At 71.6% G+C, this 16,122-nt stretch carries 17 protein-coding genes; 10 read left to right on the top strand and 7 right to left on the bottom strand.

Going from position 1 to position 16,122, the window contains the following annotated elements; genetic code table 11:
• Positions 1-59 precede the first annotated feature (59 nt).
• The 8 genes from OHN19_RS06175 to OHN19_RS06140 all read left to right on the top strand — a co-directional run bounded on the left by OHN19_RS06175 (position 60) and on the right by OHN19_RS06140 (position 8,770).
• Positions 60-1,205, top strand: coding sequence for a sensor histidine kinase (locus tag OHN19_RS06175; RefSeq protein WP_330263170.1), 1,146 nt, complete (start codon positions 60-62; stop codon positions 1,203-1,205).
• Between the two features lie 590 nt (positions 1,206-1,795).
• Positions 1,796-2,452, top strand: a complete 657-nt coding sequence (locus OHN19_RS06170; protein ID WP_330263169.1) for an XRE family transcriptional regulator — start codon at positions 1,796-1,798, stop codon at positions 2,450-2,452.
• Positions 2,453-2,504: 52 nt separating this feature from the next.
• Entirely contained in the window at positions 2,505-3,872 is a 1,368-nt protein-coding gene (locus OHN19_RS06165; RefSeq protein WP_330263168.1) for a Xaa-Pro peptidase family protein, read from the top strand.
• Complete coding sequence (locus tag OHN19_RS06160; protein WP_330263167.1) at positions 3,859-4,836, top strand: thiamine pyrophosphate-dependent dehydrogenase E1 component subunit alpha; 978 nt, start codon at positions 3,859-3,861, stop codon at positions 4,834-4,836. The genes OHN19_RS06165 and OHN19_RS06160 overlap by 14 nt, the downstream gene beginning before the upstream one ends.
• Positions 4,824-5,834 carry an alpha-ketoacid dehydrogenase subunit beta gene (locus OHN19_RS06155; protein WP_330263166.1) on the top strand — a complete coding sequence of 337 codons (1,011 nt, stop codon included), beginning with the start codon at positions 4,824-4,826 and terminating at the stop codon, positions 5,832-5,834. Before OHN19_RS06160 ends, OHN19_RS06155 begins: the two co-directional genes overlap by 13 nt.
• A gap of 37 nt (positions 5,835-5,871) precedes the next feature.
• Positions 5,872-7,215 carry an amidohydrolase family protein gene (locus tag OHN19_RS06150; RefSeq protein WP_330263165.1) on the top strand — a complete coding sequence of 448 codons (1,344 nt, stop codon included), beginning with the start codon at positions 5,872-5,874 and terminating at the stop codon, positions 7,213-7,215.
• Entirely contained in the window at positions 7,212-8,084 is an 873-nt protein-coding gene (locus OHN19_RS06145; protein WP_330263164.1) for a cupin domain-containing protein, read from the top strand. The genes OHN19_RS06150 and OHN19_RS06145 overlap by 4 nt, the downstream gene beginning before the upstream one ends.
• Positions 8,081-8,770, top strand: coding sequence for an SDR family NAD(P)-dependent oxidoreductase (locus OHN19_RS06140; RefSeq protein ID WP_330263163.1), 690 nt, complete (start codon positions 8,081-8,083; stop codon positions 8,768-8,770). The genes OHN19_RS06145 and OHN19_RS06140 overlap by 4 nt, the downstream gene beginning before the upstream one ends.
• Before the next feature lie 29 nt (positions 8,771-8,799).
• On the opposite strand, the gene OHN19_RS06135 is transcribed toward OHN19_RS06140, so the two are convergent.
• The 5 genes from OHN19_RS06135 to OHN19_RS06115 form a co-directional block, all read right to left on the bottom strand.
• Positions 8,800-9,594: an SAM-dependent methyltransferase gene (locus OHN19_RS06135; RefSeq protein ID WP_330263162.1), complete on the bottom strand. Its 795-nt coding sequence runs from the start codon at positions 9,592-9,594 to the stop codon at positions 8,800-8,802.
• Between the two features lie 262 nt (positions 9,595-9,856).
• Positions 9,857-10,189, bottom strand: a complete 333-nt coding sequence (locus tag OHN19_RS06130) for a DUF3140 domain-containing protein (protein ID WP_330263161.1) — start codon at positions 10,187-10,189, stop codon at positions 9,857-9,859.
• A 32-nt stretch (positions 10,190-10,221) separates the two neighbouring features.
• Positions 10,222-10,704 (bottom strand): DNA starvation/stationary phase protection protein, encoded by a 483-nt coding sequence (locus OHN19_RS06125; protein WP_330263160.1) that lies wholly within the window; start codon positions 10,702-10,704, stop codon positions 10,222-10,224.
• A complete protein-coding gene (locus OHN19_RS06120; RefSeq protein ID WP_330269539.1) occupies positions 10,701-10,958 on the bottom strand; it encodes a WhiB family transcriptional regulator in 258 nt (85 codons plus the stop codon). Before OHN19_RS06120 ends, OHN19_RS06125 begins: the two co-directional genes overlap by 4 nt.
• Before the next feature lie 44 nt (positions 10,959-11,002).
• On the bottom strand, positions 11,003-11,803 hold the full coding sequence (locus OHN19_RS06115) for a lysophospholipase (protein ID WP_330263159.1): 801 nt from the start codon (positions 11,801-11,803) through the stop codon (positions 11,003-11,005).
• A 143-nt stretch (positions 11,804-11,946) separates the two neighbouring features.
• On the opposite strand from OHN19_RS06115, the gene OHN19_RS06110 reads away from it, so the two are divergent.
• Together OHN19_RS06110 and OHN19_RS06105 are read left to right on the top strand one after the other, a co-directional pair.
• On the top strand, positions 11,947-12,720 hold the full coding sequence (locus tag OHN19_RS06110) for a sulfite exporter TauE/SafE family protein (protein ID WP_330263158.1): 774 nt from the start codon (positions 11,947-11,949) through the stop codon (positions 12,718-12,720).
• Positions 12,721-12,775: 55 nt separating this feature from the next.
• Positions 12,776-13,522, top strand: a complete 747-nt coding sequence (locus OHN19_RS06105) for a cobalt-precorrin-6A reductase (RefSeq protein ID WP_330263157.1) — start codon at positions 12,776-12,778, stop codon at positions 13,520-13,522.
• On the opposite strand, the gene OHN19_RS06100 is transcribed toward OHN19_RS06105, so the two are convergent.
• Entirely contained in the window at positions 13,509-13,931 is a 423-nt protein-coding gene (locus tag OHN19_RS06100) for a hypothetical protein (RefSeq protein WP_330263156.1), read from the bottom strand. The two genes, OHN19_RS06105 and OHN19_RS06100, sit on opposite strands and share 14 nt — an antisense overlap.
• 42 nt (positions 13,932-13,973) lie before the next feature.
• Entirely contained in the window at positions 13,974-16,079 is a 2,106-nt protein-coding gene (locus OHN19_RS06095; protein ID WP_330263155.1) for an MDR family MFS transporter, read from the bottom strand.
• Between the last annotated feature and the right edge of the window lie 43 nt (positions 16,080-16,122).

The raw sequence follows: 16,122 nt of genomic DNA, 5'->3' as shown, positions 1-16,122 counted from the left end.
ACGGCGCCTCGACCGTTCGGCCGATCCGGCGGGAGGCCGTCGCGCATACGGTGATCGGCATGAAGTCCGTATCTGCCCGGGGCTGCGCGGGTGGCGCCGGTGTCGGCGGCCTGTTCGCGGCCGCCTTCGTCGACGTGGCCTACTCGAACGAGGGTGACGGTCCCTCCTGGCCGATGGCCGCCACGCTGCTGGTCGGTGGCGCCGCCGTCCTGTGGCCCGCCGCCCGGCACCCCAGGTGGCTCACCCCGCAGCTGCGCACCGCCGTGCCCGCCCTCGCCTCCCTGGCGTGCACGGTGGACTCGGTGGTCCGCTCCGGTGTCCTGTTCGGCCCGGCCGAGCTGGCGATCCTGCTGTGCCTGCTCTTCGTCGCCGTTCGGCACTGTCCGCGCAAGTGGGTCGTGGCCTGCGCCGTGCTGGACGGGAGCGCCGTGCTGGCGCTTCCGGCACGGCCCTATGCGGGCGAGCAGGAGACCATGCTCGGGTTCATGTTCATCGGGCTCCTCCTGGTGGGCCTTACGGTGGCGTTCGCCGCGTATCTGCGTTCGCAGGACTACCGGCGGACCGTCGCCGTCAGCGAGACCCGGCGCGCCGAACGCCTCGCCATCGCCGCGGACCTGCACGACTTCGTCGCCCACCACGTCACCGGGATCCTGGTGCAGACGCAGGTGGCCCGCATGATGACGGACACCGGCCCCGACCAACTCGATCCCGTCCTCGCCGGTATCGAGCGCGCCGCGACCGAGGCGCTCGCGTCGATGCGCCGCACGGTCGGCGTGCTCCGCGACACCGACGACGCGGCCGAGCGCCGCCCGGTGGGTGACCTCGCGGGCATCGCCGGTCTCGTCGACGGCTTCGCCACCCCCGTCCAGACAGCAGCGCTGCACCGCGCACCCGCGGTTCCCGAGGACCTCCCGCACGAGATCCAGGCGGCGGCCTTCCGGGTGGTGCAGGAGGCGCTGACCAACGTACGGCGGCACGCGGGCGACGCCACCCAGGTCACCGTCGCACTGCGGTACGAGCGGTCCCGGCTGGAGGTCTCCGTGTCCGACGACGGCCGCGGCGGCAGCCAGTTGCCGGCGGCGGCGCACGGGGGCGGCTTCGGGCTGGTCGGCCTGAAGGAACGGGTGACGGCACTGGGCGGAGAACTGCACGCGGGGCCACGGGCCGGGGACGGGTGGGAGGTGCGGGCGGTGTTTCCTGGGTGAGGTGGCGGAGGGGGGGGGCTGGCTGCCGGTGGCAGGCTGACTGTGCTGGGGGGCGGTGGCAGGGCCCAACCTGCCGGTGCCGGTGCCGGTGCCGGTGCCGGTGCCAGTGCTAGTGCCGGTGACGCGGTCGACCTTGCCCGGTGCCGGTGGCAGACCCGAGCGTGCTGGGCGCGGTGGCAGGGCCAAGCGTGCCAGTGGCAGCGCCGATTCGTGCCGAGAGCCGGTGTTCCAGGCCGACCCGCCCGGTCTCGGTGTTCCAGGCTGGCCCGCCCCGTCCCGGTGCCTCAACAGGACCCGCCCGGTCTCAGTGCTCCAGGCCGGATCCGCCCGATCCCGGTACCCCAGTCGAACTCGCCCGACCCCGGTACCCCAGCCGAACCTGCCAGAGCCTCACACCACCGCCCCGACCCGCCACCGGCGAACGGAAACGGAAACGGAGCCCCCGACGGTCCCACCCGGTGGCGACCCACCCTCCCCGTGACCCCACCCCACCCCACCCCCCGCCCCGCCCCCGCCCCGCCCCCACCCGTGGTCTTTCCCGGATCACGCGACCGGTTGTTCAATGGGGCTGAACATGAGAGGAGCCCGCCGTGTCCCCCGCCTCCGCCCCCGTGCCGTCCGTCGGCGCCCGCATCCGGCAGGCGCGGCTGGAGCGTGGTCTGGGGCTGCGTGCCCTGGCCCGTGAGGTCGGAGTCTCGGCGAGCCTGGTGTCGCAGATAGAGACCGGCAAGAGCCAGCCGTCGGTGAGCACCCTGTACGCCATCACCACGGCCCTCGGCATCTCCGTCGAGTCACTCTTCTCCGTCGAGTCGCTCTCCGAAGGGCGGGAGACCGCCGCCGCGGTGCACCCGGCCGCCGCCGTGCACGCGCTGGCGGCCTTCGCGGCCGACCCGGCCCGGCGCCTGGGTCCCCTGGTCACCCCCGGTGAGCGGGAGGTGCTGGAGCTGGACTCCGGCGTGGTGTGGGAGCGGCTCGGGCACGTCCCCGGTACCGACGTCGACTTCCTGCTCGTCACCTACCGGCCCGGCGGCTCCTCCTCCGGCTCGGGCGGCCTGATGCGGCACACCGGCACCGAGTACGGCTATCTCACCTCCGGCGAACTCGTCCTCACCCTCGGCTTCGACGAACAGATCCTGCGCCCCGGCGACGCGGTCTGCTTCGAGTCGGCGACCCCGCACCGCTACCGCAACGACGGCGACGAGCCGGCCGTGGGCGTCTGGTTCGTGTCGAGCCAAAGTGTTCAGTGACACTTGACACTCCCCGTGGACGGTCGTTGACTCGAAGGTGGGGGTGGTCGCGATGGCGATCCGCACTTACGGCCCCAATGCCGTCGACTGGGAAGAGCGCGTCGACCTGGACCGGCTGCGCACACAGCGCCTGGCCCGGCTCCACGACACGCTGAACCGCTCCGAACTGGGCGCCGTGCTCAGCTTCGACTTCGCCAACATCCGCTACATGACCGCCACGCACATCGGCACCTGGGCGATGGACAAGCTGATCCGCTTCGCCCTGCTGGTCCGTGGCGGCGAACCGGTCGTCTGGGACTTCGGCTCCGCGGCCCGTCACCACCAGCTCTACAACCCTTGGCTCGACTACAGCGACGGCAAGGGCGGCCCGCCCACCGGAGCCCGCGCCGGCATCTCCACCCTGCGCGGCGCCTTCCACCCGGACGCCGGGATCGCCGAGGACGTCGCCGCGAAGATCGCCGCCGAACTCCGCGCGCACGGCCTGGCCGGGGAACCGCTCGGCATCGACGTCGCCGAGATGCCCGTGCTCGCCGCCCTGCGCGCCGAGGGCATCGACGTGGTCGACGGCCAGCAGGTCTTCCTGGAGGCCCGCCGCATCAAGACCGGCGACGAGATCTCCCTGCTCGCCCAGGCCTGCGCGATGGTCGACGCCGCTTACGAGGAGCTCTACGCCCACCTGCGCCCCGGCATCCGGGAGAACGAGTGCGTCGGGCTGGTCAGCAAGGTGCTGTACGACCTCGGCAGCGAGTACGTCGAAGGGGTCAACGCGATCTCGGGGGAGCGCTGTTCACCCCATCCGCACGTCTACAGCGACCGTCTGATCCGTCCCGGCGACCCCGCCTTCTTCGACATCCTGCACAGCCACCTCGGCTACCGCACCTGCTACTACCGCACCTTCGCCGTCGGCAGTGCCTCCCGTGCACAACGGGACGCGTACGTCCGCTGCCGGGAGTACATGGACCAGGCCATCGCGCTCGTCCGGCCGGGCGCCACCACCGCCGACATCGTCCAGGTCTGGCCGCGGGCGGAGGAGTTCGGCTTCGCCGACGAGACCGCCGCGTTCGCCCTCCAGTACGGCCACGGCGTCGGGCTGTCCATCTGGGAGAAGCCCATCTTCAGCCGCCTGGTCTCCCTCGACCACCCCGAAGTCCTCGAAGAGGGCATGGTGTTCGCCCTGGAGACCTATTGGCCCGCCGCCGACGGCTGGTCCGCCGCGCGGATCGAGGAGGAGCTGGTCGTCACCGCCGACGGCTGCGAGGTCATCACCAAGTTCCCCGCCGAGGAACTGCTGGTGGCGGGCCGCAAGTACTGGACGGTGGGCGGCGAGCTCAACACCGCCCGGGAGGCGCAGTCCCACCTGAACACCCGGACCGCGAACGGGCACCCACCGAACACCGGGACCGGCGATGGACACCGCTGAACTCCTCGCCCGCTACGAGCAGATGGCCCTCATCCGCCGCACCGAGAAGGCTGCCCACGACCTGTTCCTCCAGGGCCTCGTCAAGGGCACCACCCATCTCGCCGCAGGCCACGAGGCGATCGCCGTCGGCGCGAGCGCCGCCCTGCGCGACGACGACTACGTCTTCGCCACCTACCGCGGCCACCACCACGCCATGGCCCGGGGTGCCACCCCTGAGGAGTGCCTCGCCGAACTCATGCAGCGGGCCACGGGGTTGTGCCGGGCCAAGGGCGGCTCGATGCACCTCACCAAGGCCGACGCGTTCATGCTCGGCTCCTACGCCATCGTCGGCGCCCACCTCCCGATGGCGGTCGGCGCCGCCTGGTCGGCGAAACTCCGCGGGACCGGACAGCTCGCGGTCGCCTTCTTCGGGGACGGAGCCACCAACATCGGCGCCTTCCACGAGGCCCTGAACCTGGCCGCCGTATGGAAGCTGCCGGTGCTGTTCGTCTGCGAGAACAACCTGTACATGGAGTACACGCCGATCGCCGACGTCACGGCGGTGGCCCGGCCGGCCGCCGACCGGGCGCCCGCGTACGGCATCCCCGGCGAGGTCGTCGACGGCAACGACGTCGTCTCCGTCCAGGAAGCGGTGGCACGGCTGGCGGGGCGGGCCCGGGCCGGAGACGGGCCCGCCGTACTGGAGGCCGAGACCTACCGTCACTTCGGGCACAGCAGGACCGACCCGGCGACCTACCGCCCGGCCGAGGAGGTCGAACGCTGGCTCAAGCACGACCCGTTGGACATCGCGCGGGGGCGGCTCGTCGAGGCCGGGGTCCCCGAGGAGACGGTCACCGCGGCCGACGAGCGCGTTCAGGCGGTCGTACGGCAGGCGATCGACGCGGCGAAGAATGCCCCGGCACCGGATCCGCGGGAGGCGTTCACCGACGTGTGGGCCGACGGAGGTGCGGCATGGCGGACGTGACCGAGGTGCGGGGAGCCGCCGCGCGGCAGATCAGTTACCGGGACGCCGTCGCCGAGGGCATCGCGCGGGAGATGCGGCGCGATCCGTCGGTCGTCTGCCTGGGCGAGGACATCGGCGCGGCCGGCGGGGTGTTCAAGACGACCGTCGGGCTGCACAAGGAGTTCGGGCCCGAGCGGGTGTGGGACACGCCGATCTCCGAACAGGCCATCGTGGGCGCGGCGATGGGCGCCGCGATGACCGGGCTGCGGCCCGTCGCGGAGATCATGTTCTCGGACTTCTTTGCCTGTTGCTGGGACTATCTCGCCAACGAGATACCCAAGGTGCGTTACATGACGGGTGGTCAGGTCACCGTGCCCCTCGTCGTGCGCACCGCCAACGGCGGCGGGCTCGGTTTCGGCGCCCAGCACTCGCAGGCCACGGAGAACTGGGCCCTGACCGTCCCCGGGCTGAAGATCGCCGCGCCTTCGACGCCCGCCGACGTGATCGGCATGATGGCGGCGGCGATCCGCAGCGACGACCCGGTCGTGTTCTTCGAGCACAAGGGGCTGCTGGCCGGCAAGGGAGCACCCCCCGAGCCGGATCACGTCGTCGAGCTGGGCCGTGCGGCCGTCGTGCGCGAAGGCGCGGACGTGACACTCGTGGCGCTCGCCTCGATGGTGCCCGTCGCGCTGAAGGCCGCGGAGCGGCTCGCCCAGGAGGACATCGACGTCGAAGTCGTCGACCTGCGCTCGCTCGTGCCGCTCGACATGGCCACCGTCCTCGCCTCGCTCGGCCGGACCTCCCGGCTGGTCGTCGTCGAGGAGAACCCGTACCAGGGCGGCTGGGGAGCGACCGTCGTCTCCGTCGTCGCCGACGAGGGCTTCGGGCTGCTGGACGCGCCGGTGCGCCGGGTCGCGGGGGAGTGCGTGCCGCTGCCCTTCGCGGACGTGCTGGAGGAACAGGTCATCCCCACCGTCGACAAGGTCGTTGCGGCCGTCAGGAGCCTGGCCGCGTACTGAACAGCCGCGTACCGAACACCCCTGAGGAGGAAGCGCGATGACCCAACGGACACTCCTTCGTGCCGGACACGTGCTCTCGATGGATCCCGACATCGGGGACCTCCCGAGGGGTGACGTCCTCATCGAGGACGGGCGGATCGCGGCGGTCGACCGCGAGATCAGCGCCGACGCCGAAGTCCTCGACATGACCGGCCGGATCGTGATCCCCGGCTTCGTCGACACCCACCGCCACACCTGGGAGGCCTCGATCCGCAACGTGGCGCCCGACGCCACCCTCGACGACTACTTCGTCGACATCCTCGACACCTTCGCGCCCCTCTACACCCCCGAGGACGTGTACGCGGCCAACCTCGCGGGCGCCCTGGAATGCCTCAACGCCGGCATCACCACGCTCGTCGACTGGTCCCACATCAACAACACGCCCGAGCATCCGGACGCGGCGATCCGGGCCCTCACGGAGACCGGCATCCGCGCCCAGTACGCGTACGGCAGCGCCAACACCTCCCTCGCCGACTACTGGTTCGAGAGCAAGATCGCGATCCCGGGCGACGACGTACGCCGGATCCGCACCGAGTACTTCGCCTCCGACGGCCTGCTGACGATGGCCCTCGCCACCCGCGGTCCCGGCTTCTGCGTCAACGACGTCGTCACCGCCGAATGGGCCCTCGCCCGCGAACTCGACATCCCCATCACCGTCCACGTGGCCATGGGACGCCTGGCCGGCCGCTTCGGCATGGTCAAACAGCTCCACGACCTCGGCCTGCTCGGCCCCGACACCACCTACATCCACTGCTGCTACTTCAGCGAGGAGGAGTGGCGGCTGGTCGCCGACAGCGGCGGTACGGTCTCCATCGCGCCGCAGGTCGAGACGCAGATGGGGCACGGCTGGCCGCCGGTGATGAAGGCCATCGAGCACGGCCTGCGCCCCTCGCTCAGCATCGACGTCGTCACCACCGTGCCCGGCGACATGTTCACGCAGATCCGCGCGGCCTTCGGCGCCGAGCGCGCCCGCGTCAACGCGGACAGCTGGCAGGCCGATGTCCCGGTCCCGGAGACGATGTTGACGGCACGTCAGATGCTGGGGATCGCCACCCGCAACGGCGCCCACGTGGCGGGCCTGGAGGACCGCACCGGCTCCCTCACCCCCGGCAAGCGCGCCGACGTCGTCGCGATCGACGCGACCGCCCTGAACGTGGCCCCGGTTCACGACGCGGCCGCCGCGGTGGCGCTGAGCGCCGACGTGTCCAACGTGGAGACCGTCATCGTCGACGGCGTGGTCCGCAAGCGCGACGGCAGGCTGACGGCCGACGTGGCCCGGGCCCGGCGCCTCGTAGAGGAGTCACGCGACCGGCTGCTCGCCGCGAAGGAGGCCAAGGCGTGACGCTGCACCTGGTGCGCCGCGCCACCGAGGGACCGGAGCCGTCGTACGACGAACACGGCTTCCGGCGGCGGGAGTTGGTCGGCGAGGGCGACGGCAGCTCGCACACCGGTTTCGGGGTGTGCGAGCTGCGCCCCGACGGGAGCGTCGCGGCCCATGTGCACTCGTACGAGGAGAGCTTCCACGTCCTCGACGGGACCGTGATCCTGGATGTGCCGGAGGGGTCGTACCTGCTGGAGGAGGGCGACTACGGCCTCCTGCCGACCGGTGTCCCGCACGCGTGGCGCGGAGCCGGGGACGGCGTCGCCCGCTGGGCGGACATGCTCGCGCCCGTACCGCGGGCCCGGTACGGGTACGACACCCAGCCGGTCTCGCCATGGCCCGCAGGTGAGCCCGTACGGATCGACGTCCGCGATCCGCGCACCCGGTCCTTCGGGCACTTCGAGCCCGCGCAGATGGACCCCGGGAAGCAGTCGCAGGACCTGCTCGCGGTGTCGGCGAGCATGCGGACCGCGCTGCTCGTCTACAGCGGGATCACCGTGAAGATGATGGTCGACGGCGACCTCGGCGCGGTCGCCTCGACGATGTTCATGGTGCAGTACGCGCCCGACGGCGTCGCGGGCACGCACGACCACCCCTTCGAGGAGACCTATCTGTTCCTCGAAGGGGAGGTCGACGCGGTGTTCGACGGTGTCCGTTACCGGCTCGGGCCCGGCGACTGCGCCTGGGCGGGGGCCGGTTGTGTGCACGGCTTCGCCAACGCCGGTGACGGGTCGCTGCGTTGGCTGGAGACGCAGGCGCCGCAGCCGCCCTCCCGGCACTCGTACCGCTTCACGCGGGACTGGGACTATCTGAGGGAGTCACCCCGATGAGCAGCGTGGTCGTGATCGGCGGAACCTCCGGCATCGGGCGGGAGTTCGCCCGGGTGCGGGCGAACCGCGGCGACGAGGTGGTGATCACCGGGCGGGACGCCCACCGCACCGAAACCGTCGCCAAGGAGATCGGCGCCCGCGGGCTCGCCCTGGACCTCGCGCGACCGAAAGGGATCACCGACGCACTGCGTGACGTCGGCGCCGTCGACCACCTGGTGATCGCGGGCATCTCCCGCGACGAGAACCGGGTCTCCGCATACGACATCGACGCGGCGGTCCACCTCGTCACGCTCAAGCTCGTCGGCTACACCGCGGTCGTGCACGCCCTGCGGTCCCGTCTCCACGACGACAGCGCCATCGTGCTGTTCGGCGGCCAGGCCAAGGAGCGGCCCTACCCGGGCGCGACGACCGTGGCCACCGTCAACGCGGGGGTGAGCGGGCTGACGCACACCCTCGCCGTCGAACTCGCTCCCGTCCGGGTCAACGCGATCCATCCCGGAGTCGTCGGCGACAGCCCCCACTGGCGGGCCAAACCGGAGCAGGTGCTGGCGGGCCTGCGGGCCAGGACGCCGACCGGCCGGCTCGCCACGATGGCCGACGTCGTGGACGCCGTGGACTTCCTGCTGCGCAACGGCTCGGTGAACGCGGTGGAGTTGAGCGTGGACGGGGGATGGTTGCTGGGGTGAGTGCCCAGGGGACAGGGAGGGGCAGGGGCTCAGCGCTTGATGCCGACCGCCCCGTACAGCGACACGAGTTCGCCGTCCTCCCGCTCGTCCGGACGCCACCGCGACAGGGACACGATCCCCGGCTCCAGCACCTCAAGTCCTTTGAAGAGACGGCTCACTTCGTCGTGCGAACGCGCCACGAGGGTGACCCCCTTCGCCGTGTAAGCCGCGATGCCCGCGTTGACGTTCTCCGGATCGAAGTCCGCGGTCATCGCCGACAGCACCAGACAACTGCCCGGCGCGAGCGCGTCGACCAGCGTGGCCACCAGCTCCTGGGCGCCGTCCGCGTCGGAGACGAAGTGCAGCAGCGCGATCAGCGACAGCGCGACGGGCTGGTCGAAGTCGAGGACGGCCGAGGCCCCTTGGAGGATGCGCTCCGGCTCGCGCGCGTCGGCCTGGAGGTAGTGCGTCGCCCCCTCCGGGGTGCCGTGCAGCAGGGCGGCCGCGTGGGCCAGGACGATCGGGTCGTTGTCGACGTACACGATCCGCGCGTCCGGTACGGCGGACTGGGCGATCTGGTGGAGGTTGGGCTCGGTGGGGATGCCGGAGCCGATGTCGAGGAACTGCCGAACACCCGCCTCCCGTACGACGACCCGCGTGGCCCGCTCCATGAACCGGCGGTTGGCGCGTGCCTGCCGGGGGGCGTCGCCCTGCGCGGTGATCTGCCGTCCGAGCTCCTCGTCGACGGGGTAGTTGTCCTTCCCGCCGAGGAACCAGTCGTACACCCGGGCCGGATGCGGCCTGCTCGTGTCGATCCGCCGGCCGGCCGACTCGGTCCCGGTCACACACAACTCCTCTGCTCGACAAGATGTGCGAGCAGTCTGCCACGATCGCCGGGCCCCCGGGGGCGGTCTTCGGCCATGTCGACGCCGACCGCCCCGGCCGCGCCAACGCGGCCGGCAGGACGGCTGGTTGGAGATCGCGTTCAGGGGCGCACACGCGTCCGTGCGCGCCGACGGGTGGTCCCGTACGGCGCGCACGGACGCGTCTGCGAAGAGCTGTCACGGCGCTGCAGCGTGCGCACTCGCTACGACGCGCACGGCCGCGTCACGGCCTGAGCGGGTCGTGTCCGACGGACATCAGCCGGTGCCTGCGCGGGCTCTCCTCGGCCCCGGGCTCGCTCTCCACGTCGGCCTCCGCCTCGACGGTGTCCACGACCTCGTACATGACCTCGATGTCCTCGTCGGTCAGGTCCGTCCGCCGCTTCTGGAGGATCGCCAGGACATGCTGCCCCGTCGGCTCGCCGGCGTGCTCCGGCAGCGGTTCCGCGGACTCGTCGGCGTCGCTCACCCGCAGCCAGGCGGCGAGTTCCTGCGAGGTCATGTTCACCGCGCGGTGGAAGTCCTCCCACAGCGCGTCGAGTTCGAGGGCGTCGGTCATCGGGTGCCCCTTCCGTGTACGTACGTGCGCCGTCAGCTGTCCTTCGGCCAGTTCTCCGCGTCGAACATCCAGCGCTGCTTCTCCAGCTCCGCGGTGATGGCGATCAGCAGGTCCTGGGTGACCGGGTCCGCCTTCTCGGTGGCCTCGATGCGCTCCCGCAGCCGTGTGATGGCCGCCTCCAGGGACTCGACCATGAGCCCGACGACCTCGGTGTCCCGCACCCAGCCGTCCTTCGGGCCGGGCAGGGTGAACGCGGACGCGATGGTCTCGGGACGGCCGTCCGGCGGCAGGCCGAGCGCGGCGGCGCGCTCCGCGACCGTGTCGGAGAATTCGCGGGCGGCGGTGACCACCTCGTCGAGCTGGAGGTGGATGGAACGGAAGCGCGGCCCCACCAGGTTCCAGTGGGCCTGCTTCCCGATCAGGGAGAGCCCGACGAGATCCACCAGCGTGCTCTGCAACGCGTCTCCGGTGACCTGGCGGGCGTCTTCGGGAAGCGTGCTCTTCATGACAGTCATACGGTGCTCCTCCTTCTGGCATGGTCGATGCCGGCACGGAGCAGCTCGTCGCGTTCCTGTTCGCAGGTTCCGCCCCACACGCCCGAGGTCTGTCCGCTGCTGAGCGCCAGATCGAGGCACTCGGCGGTGACCGGGCAGCGGGCACACACGCGCTTGGCCGCCGCGGTGTCCCGCAGGGCCGGGCCTTGTGTGCCCACGGGGAAGAACAGCTCGGGGTCCTCTCCCACACAGGCCGCTCGACGCAACCACTCCATGGGGGCGCGGGTGCCCCGGGCGTACTCGTGCAAACAGCGTTGTCTCAGCGTGTGAGCACGTCGTCGACGAAGTCCGTCACGTCCGCGAAGACCTGCGCCTTGTTCGTCTCGTGGAACACCTCGTGCCGGGCGCCGGCGTAGATCCGCTCGGTGAACCTCTCGCCCTTGATCTCCTCAATGCCGATCCGGCTCCCGGCGAGCGGGACCAGCCGGTCGTCGTCGCCGTGCAGCCACAGCAGCGGGAGCGGGCCGAGGCCACCGCCCTGGGACACGGTCTTCAGAGTGCGCGCGAACGCCTCCACCGTCGGCCGCTTCACCGGCCCGTGCCAGACGAGGGGATCCGCGGTGTACGCGGCGCCCACCCCGGGGTCGCGGGAGAGCGAGGCCGGGCTGATCGGAGTGTCGGGGACCTCGTCCAGGGCGAGCAGCGCCCCCGGCAGCTCCCACGCCCCGATCACCGGCCCCGACAGGACGAGCGCGGCGAGCTCGTCGCCGTGGCGCTGGGCGAAGCGGGCGGCGATCAAACCGCCCATGGAGTGGCCCACCATGACGAGCGGTACGCCGGGGTGGGAGCTCCGGACCAGGTCGGCGACCGCGTGCACGTCCGTGACCACGTCCTCGAAGTCCTCGATCAGGACCCGCTCGCCGGACGACTTCCCGTGCCCCCTGTGATCGGGCCCGAGGACGGCCGCGCCGTGCGCCCCGAGGACCCCGGCGAGCTCCTCGTACCGGCCGATGTGCTCGCCGTAGCCGTGCACCAGCAGGGCCGTGTACCGGGGCCGGTCACGGGGCCACTCGCGGACGGTGAGGGGGCCGTGGGTTCCGGTGAGGACGTGCTCGGGCATGTCTGCTCCAACTGCTCGGTGATCCGATGCCGGCGGCACCGATCAAAGCCGCTCGGTGTCCGGCGGCGGGCGTGCGTCAACAGGACCACTCGGCGAGACGGCACTTACCAGGGCGGTTACCTGCACTTAGCATCGGTCTCCGCATGGACACGATGACGCTCTGGCACATTTCCGGCTGGGAGTTCGCCGCGCTCGCCGCCGCGGCCCTGCTCGTCGGCTTCTCCAAGACGGCCGTCAGCGGGGCCAACACGGTCAGCCTCGCGATCTTCGCCGCCGTACTGCCCGCCCGCGCCTCCACCGGCGCGCTGCTGCCGATCCTGATCGCGGGTGACGTGCTCGCGGTGCTCACCTACCGGCGGCACGCGCACTGGCCGACGCTCTGGCGGCTGTTCCCCGCGGTCGCGGTCGGTGTGGTCGCGGGCACCCTGTTCCTGGAGTGGGCGGACGACGGGATCGTACGGACGTCGATCGGCGCGATCCTGCTTCTGATGGCCGGTGTGACGGTCTGGCGCCGCCGCACGGCCGACGCCGAGGAGGAACCCGACTCGGTCGCCACCCGCACCGGTCGGGTCAAGGCCCGCTCCTACGGCGTCCTCGGCGGCTTCACCACCATGGTCGCCAACGCCGGCGGGCCGGTGATGTCGATGTACCTGCTCTCGGCGGGCTTCCGCAAACTCGGCTTCCTGGGCACCTCGGCGTTCTTCTTCCTGATCGTGAACGTCTCCAAGGTGCCCTTCAGCGTCGGCCTCGGGTTGATCGACGGCCACTCGCTGCTGCTCGACCTCGCCCTCGTGGTGTTCGTCGTGCCCGGCGCGTTCATCGGCAAGTGGGCGGTGAACCGGATCAACCAGCGGCTCTTCGAGCGGCTCGTGATCGCGGCGACGGTGGTGGGGGCCGTACAGCTGCTGGTGCGGTGACAGCCGGGTGGTGGCCTTGTGCGGGGTGTGCCGCTGACCTCGTACGCTGACCGCCATGTCCCCCCACGTCCTGATCCTCGGCGGCACCACCGAGGCCCGTGAGCTGGCCGCCGTGCTCGCGGGCCGCCCGGGAGTGCGGGTGACCACCTCCCTCGCGGGACGCGTGGCCCGGCCGGGAGCGATCGCGGGGGAGGTGCGGGTCGGGGGCTTCGGCGGTGCGGAGGGTCTCGCCGACTGGCTGCGGGAGGAGCACGTGGACGCCCTGGTCGACGCCACGCACCCCTTCGCCCGCGCCATCACCGCCAACGCGGCCCGGGCCGCCGCGGTGACCGGCGTCCCCTCGCTGGTGCTGCGCCGCCCCGGCTGGCATCCCGGCCCGCGGGACCGCTGGCACCTGGTCGACTCCCTCGCCGAGGCCGCGGAGTCGCTGCCGGGTCTTGGCCGCCGGGTGTTCCTGACCACCGGCCGGATGGAACTGGCCGCGTTCGCCCACCTCACGGACCTCCACTTCGTCGTACGGTCCGTGGAGCCGCCCGAGGCGCCGATGCCGCCGCACACCGAAGTGATCCTGGCCCGCGGCCCGTTCACGGTGGCGGACGAGTCGGCGCTCCTCCACGATCACCGCATCGACGTCCTGGTGACCAAGGACAGCGGGGGAGCGGCCACGGCCGCCAAGCTCACCGCCGCCCGCGAACTGTCCCTGCCCGTGGTGGTCGTACGCCGACCGCCCCTGCCCGCCGGGGTCACGGAGGTACCGGACGTGGCGGGAGCCCTACGGCGGCTGGAGCTCACCTCGCCGTGACCGAGCCGCGCATGCGGTCGATCACGTGGAGCACCTCGGCACGGTTCTTCGCGCTCTTGACCCACGCGGGCAGCCGGGCGACACAGGTCATCTTCCGGCCGTGCTCGTACCACGGGCCCCGCTCGCGCAGCGAGGCCGCCACGAACCGCCGGATCAGGTCCAGATGCGCGAGGTTGTACGCCCACAGCTCCCCGTGCCGGGTCCCGGCACGCAGCCACAGCGGGGGCCGGTCGCAGCCGTTCACGGCCCGGCACAGGCCGCACGAGCGGCAGACCACGCGCGGCTCCGGGTGGGCGGTGCGCTCGAAGTGGGCGATCCGGTCGCAGCGCGGACACCGCACGAGCGCAGAGGCGCTGAAGTCGTAGATCTTCGCACCCGGGTCGTGGAAGCGGACGGGGACGGGGGACATGCCGTGAGTATGGCCTCCGCCCCTTCCCGGGGCACACGGTTTTCAGGCGGTGGTGCTTGTCGCCGGCTCCTTCGTGCGCTGTGGGAGTCCGGTGCTGAGGTCCTCCACCAGGAGGCGTTTGGCGATGGTGTCCACGGCGGCACGCAGATCCGTGCCCGAGGGGCGGCCGATGTCCTGCTGCACCCGGTCCGCCAGCCAGTTGCCCCACGCGGTGCTGATGACCCTGGCCTCGCGCGCGCCCCCCTCGGTGTGCGAGAGGTGATGGCCCGCGCGGGTCAGATAGCCCTCCTCGACCATCCGGTCGAAAACCGGCAGCAGCACCTCGGGCGGTAGGTGCCGGCGCGCGGCGATCATGCCGAGACTGGCGTGGCCGACCATCCGGGTGTGCAGCTCCACCTGCATCACGGCCCAGGCCCCGGCGATGTCGAGCCGGGTGTCGGAGTCCGTGATGATCCGGCGCGCGGTGTCGAGATCGGTGCTGCCGATGATCTTCCCCACGGCGTTCTCCAGCACCCGCTGCGAATCCGCCCCGGACGGTGACGCGAACCCCTCGCCCAGGTCGGTCGAACCGGCCCGCGCGCTGTCGCGCAGCTGGACCTGTTGGAGGAACAGGGCGACGACGAAGCCCAGCGCGGCCACCGGCACCGTCCACAGGAAGACGGTCCGCAGGGTGTCGGCGTAGGCGTCGATGATCGGTGCGGCGACGGCCGACGGCAGCCGGTGCAGACCGTCCGGGCTGGTCGCGGCCTTGGCGACGGCGGCCGCGTCCAGGCCGCCACCGCCCGCCTGCACGGCGGAGGCGATGCCGTCCTTGAGGTTCGGGGTCAGGGAGTTGGTGTAGATCGTGCCGAAGACCGCGGTGCCGAAGGAACTGCCCAGCGTACGGAAGAAGGTGACGCCGGAGGTCGCGGTGCCGAGGTCGGCGTACTCGACGGTGTTCTGCACGGCGATGGTCAGGACCTGCATGCACAGTCCGATGCCGGTGCCCAGCACGAACATGTACAGCGACTCCAGCCAGGCGCCCGTGGACGGCCCCATCAGGGACATCAGGAACAGTCCGAGGCCCATCACCAGGGAGCCCGCGATCGGGAAGAGCCGGTACTGCCCGGTCCTGCTGACCACGTTGCCGCTCACGACCGACGCGATGAGCAGGCCGATCACCATGGGCAGCGTCCGCACGCCGGAGACCGTCGCCGAGTCGCCGTCGACGTACTGGAGATAGGTCGGCAGATACGTCATCGCGCCCAGCATCGCGAAGCCCACGATGAAGCTCAGGATCGAGCAGACCGTGAACACCGGGTTGGCGAACAGCCGCATCGGCAGCATGGGTTCGGCGGCCCGGGTCTCCACCCAGCAGAACAGCCCGAGCGCGACCGCGCCGCCGGCGAACAGGCCGATGATGACGCCGGAACCCCACGCGTACTCGTTGCCGCCCCAACTCGTCGCCAGGATCAGGGCACTGGCACCCACCGCGACGAACGCGATGCCCAGGTAGTCGATCACCGGCCGCACGGCCGACTTCACGACGGGGATGGTGCGGGCGGCCGCGACGACCACGAGGACCGCGATCGGGACGTTGACGTAGAACGCCCAGCGCCAGGTCAGATGGTCGGTGAACAGCCCGCCCAGCAGCGGCCCGATGACGGTGGCCACCCCGAACACGGCACCGATCGCGCCCTGGTACTTGCCGCGCTCGCGCAGCGGGATGACGTCGGCGATCAGCGCCATCGCCGTCACCATCAGACCGCCGGCCCCGACGCCCTGCATCGCCCGCCAGGTGATCAGCAGCGACATGTCGGAGGCCAGACCGCACAGGAACGAGCCCGTGATGAACACGATCGCCGAGACCTGGAAGACCACCTTGCGGCCGAACAGGTCGCCGAACTTGCCGACCAGCACGGTCGAGACGGTCTCCGCGAGGAGATACGACGTCACGACCCACGACATGTGCTCGGCGCCGCCGAGGTCCGACACGATCGTCGGCAGGGCGGTGCCCACGATGGTCTGGTCGAGGGCGGCGAGCAGCATCCCCAGCATGATCGTCACGAAGACGACGTTGCGGCGGCGGGTGTCCAGCACGGGGGGCTGGGGGGCGGTAGCGGTGGCGGCGGGCGGTGCGGGTTCCGCGGAGGGCTCGGCGACGGTCACAAGGGCACGATCACACCGCTGGGCCATCCGTGCATGCCGGGCG

Source organism: Streptomyces griseorubiginosus (assembly GCF_036345115.1).
Lineage (GTDB): Bacteria > Actinomycetota > Actinomycetes > Streptomycetales > Streptomycetaceae > Streptomyces > Streptomyces griseorubiginosus_C.
The sequence above is the reverse complement of the archived record's forward strand: the minus strand, read 5'-3'. Positions and strand labels throughout refer to the sequence as shown.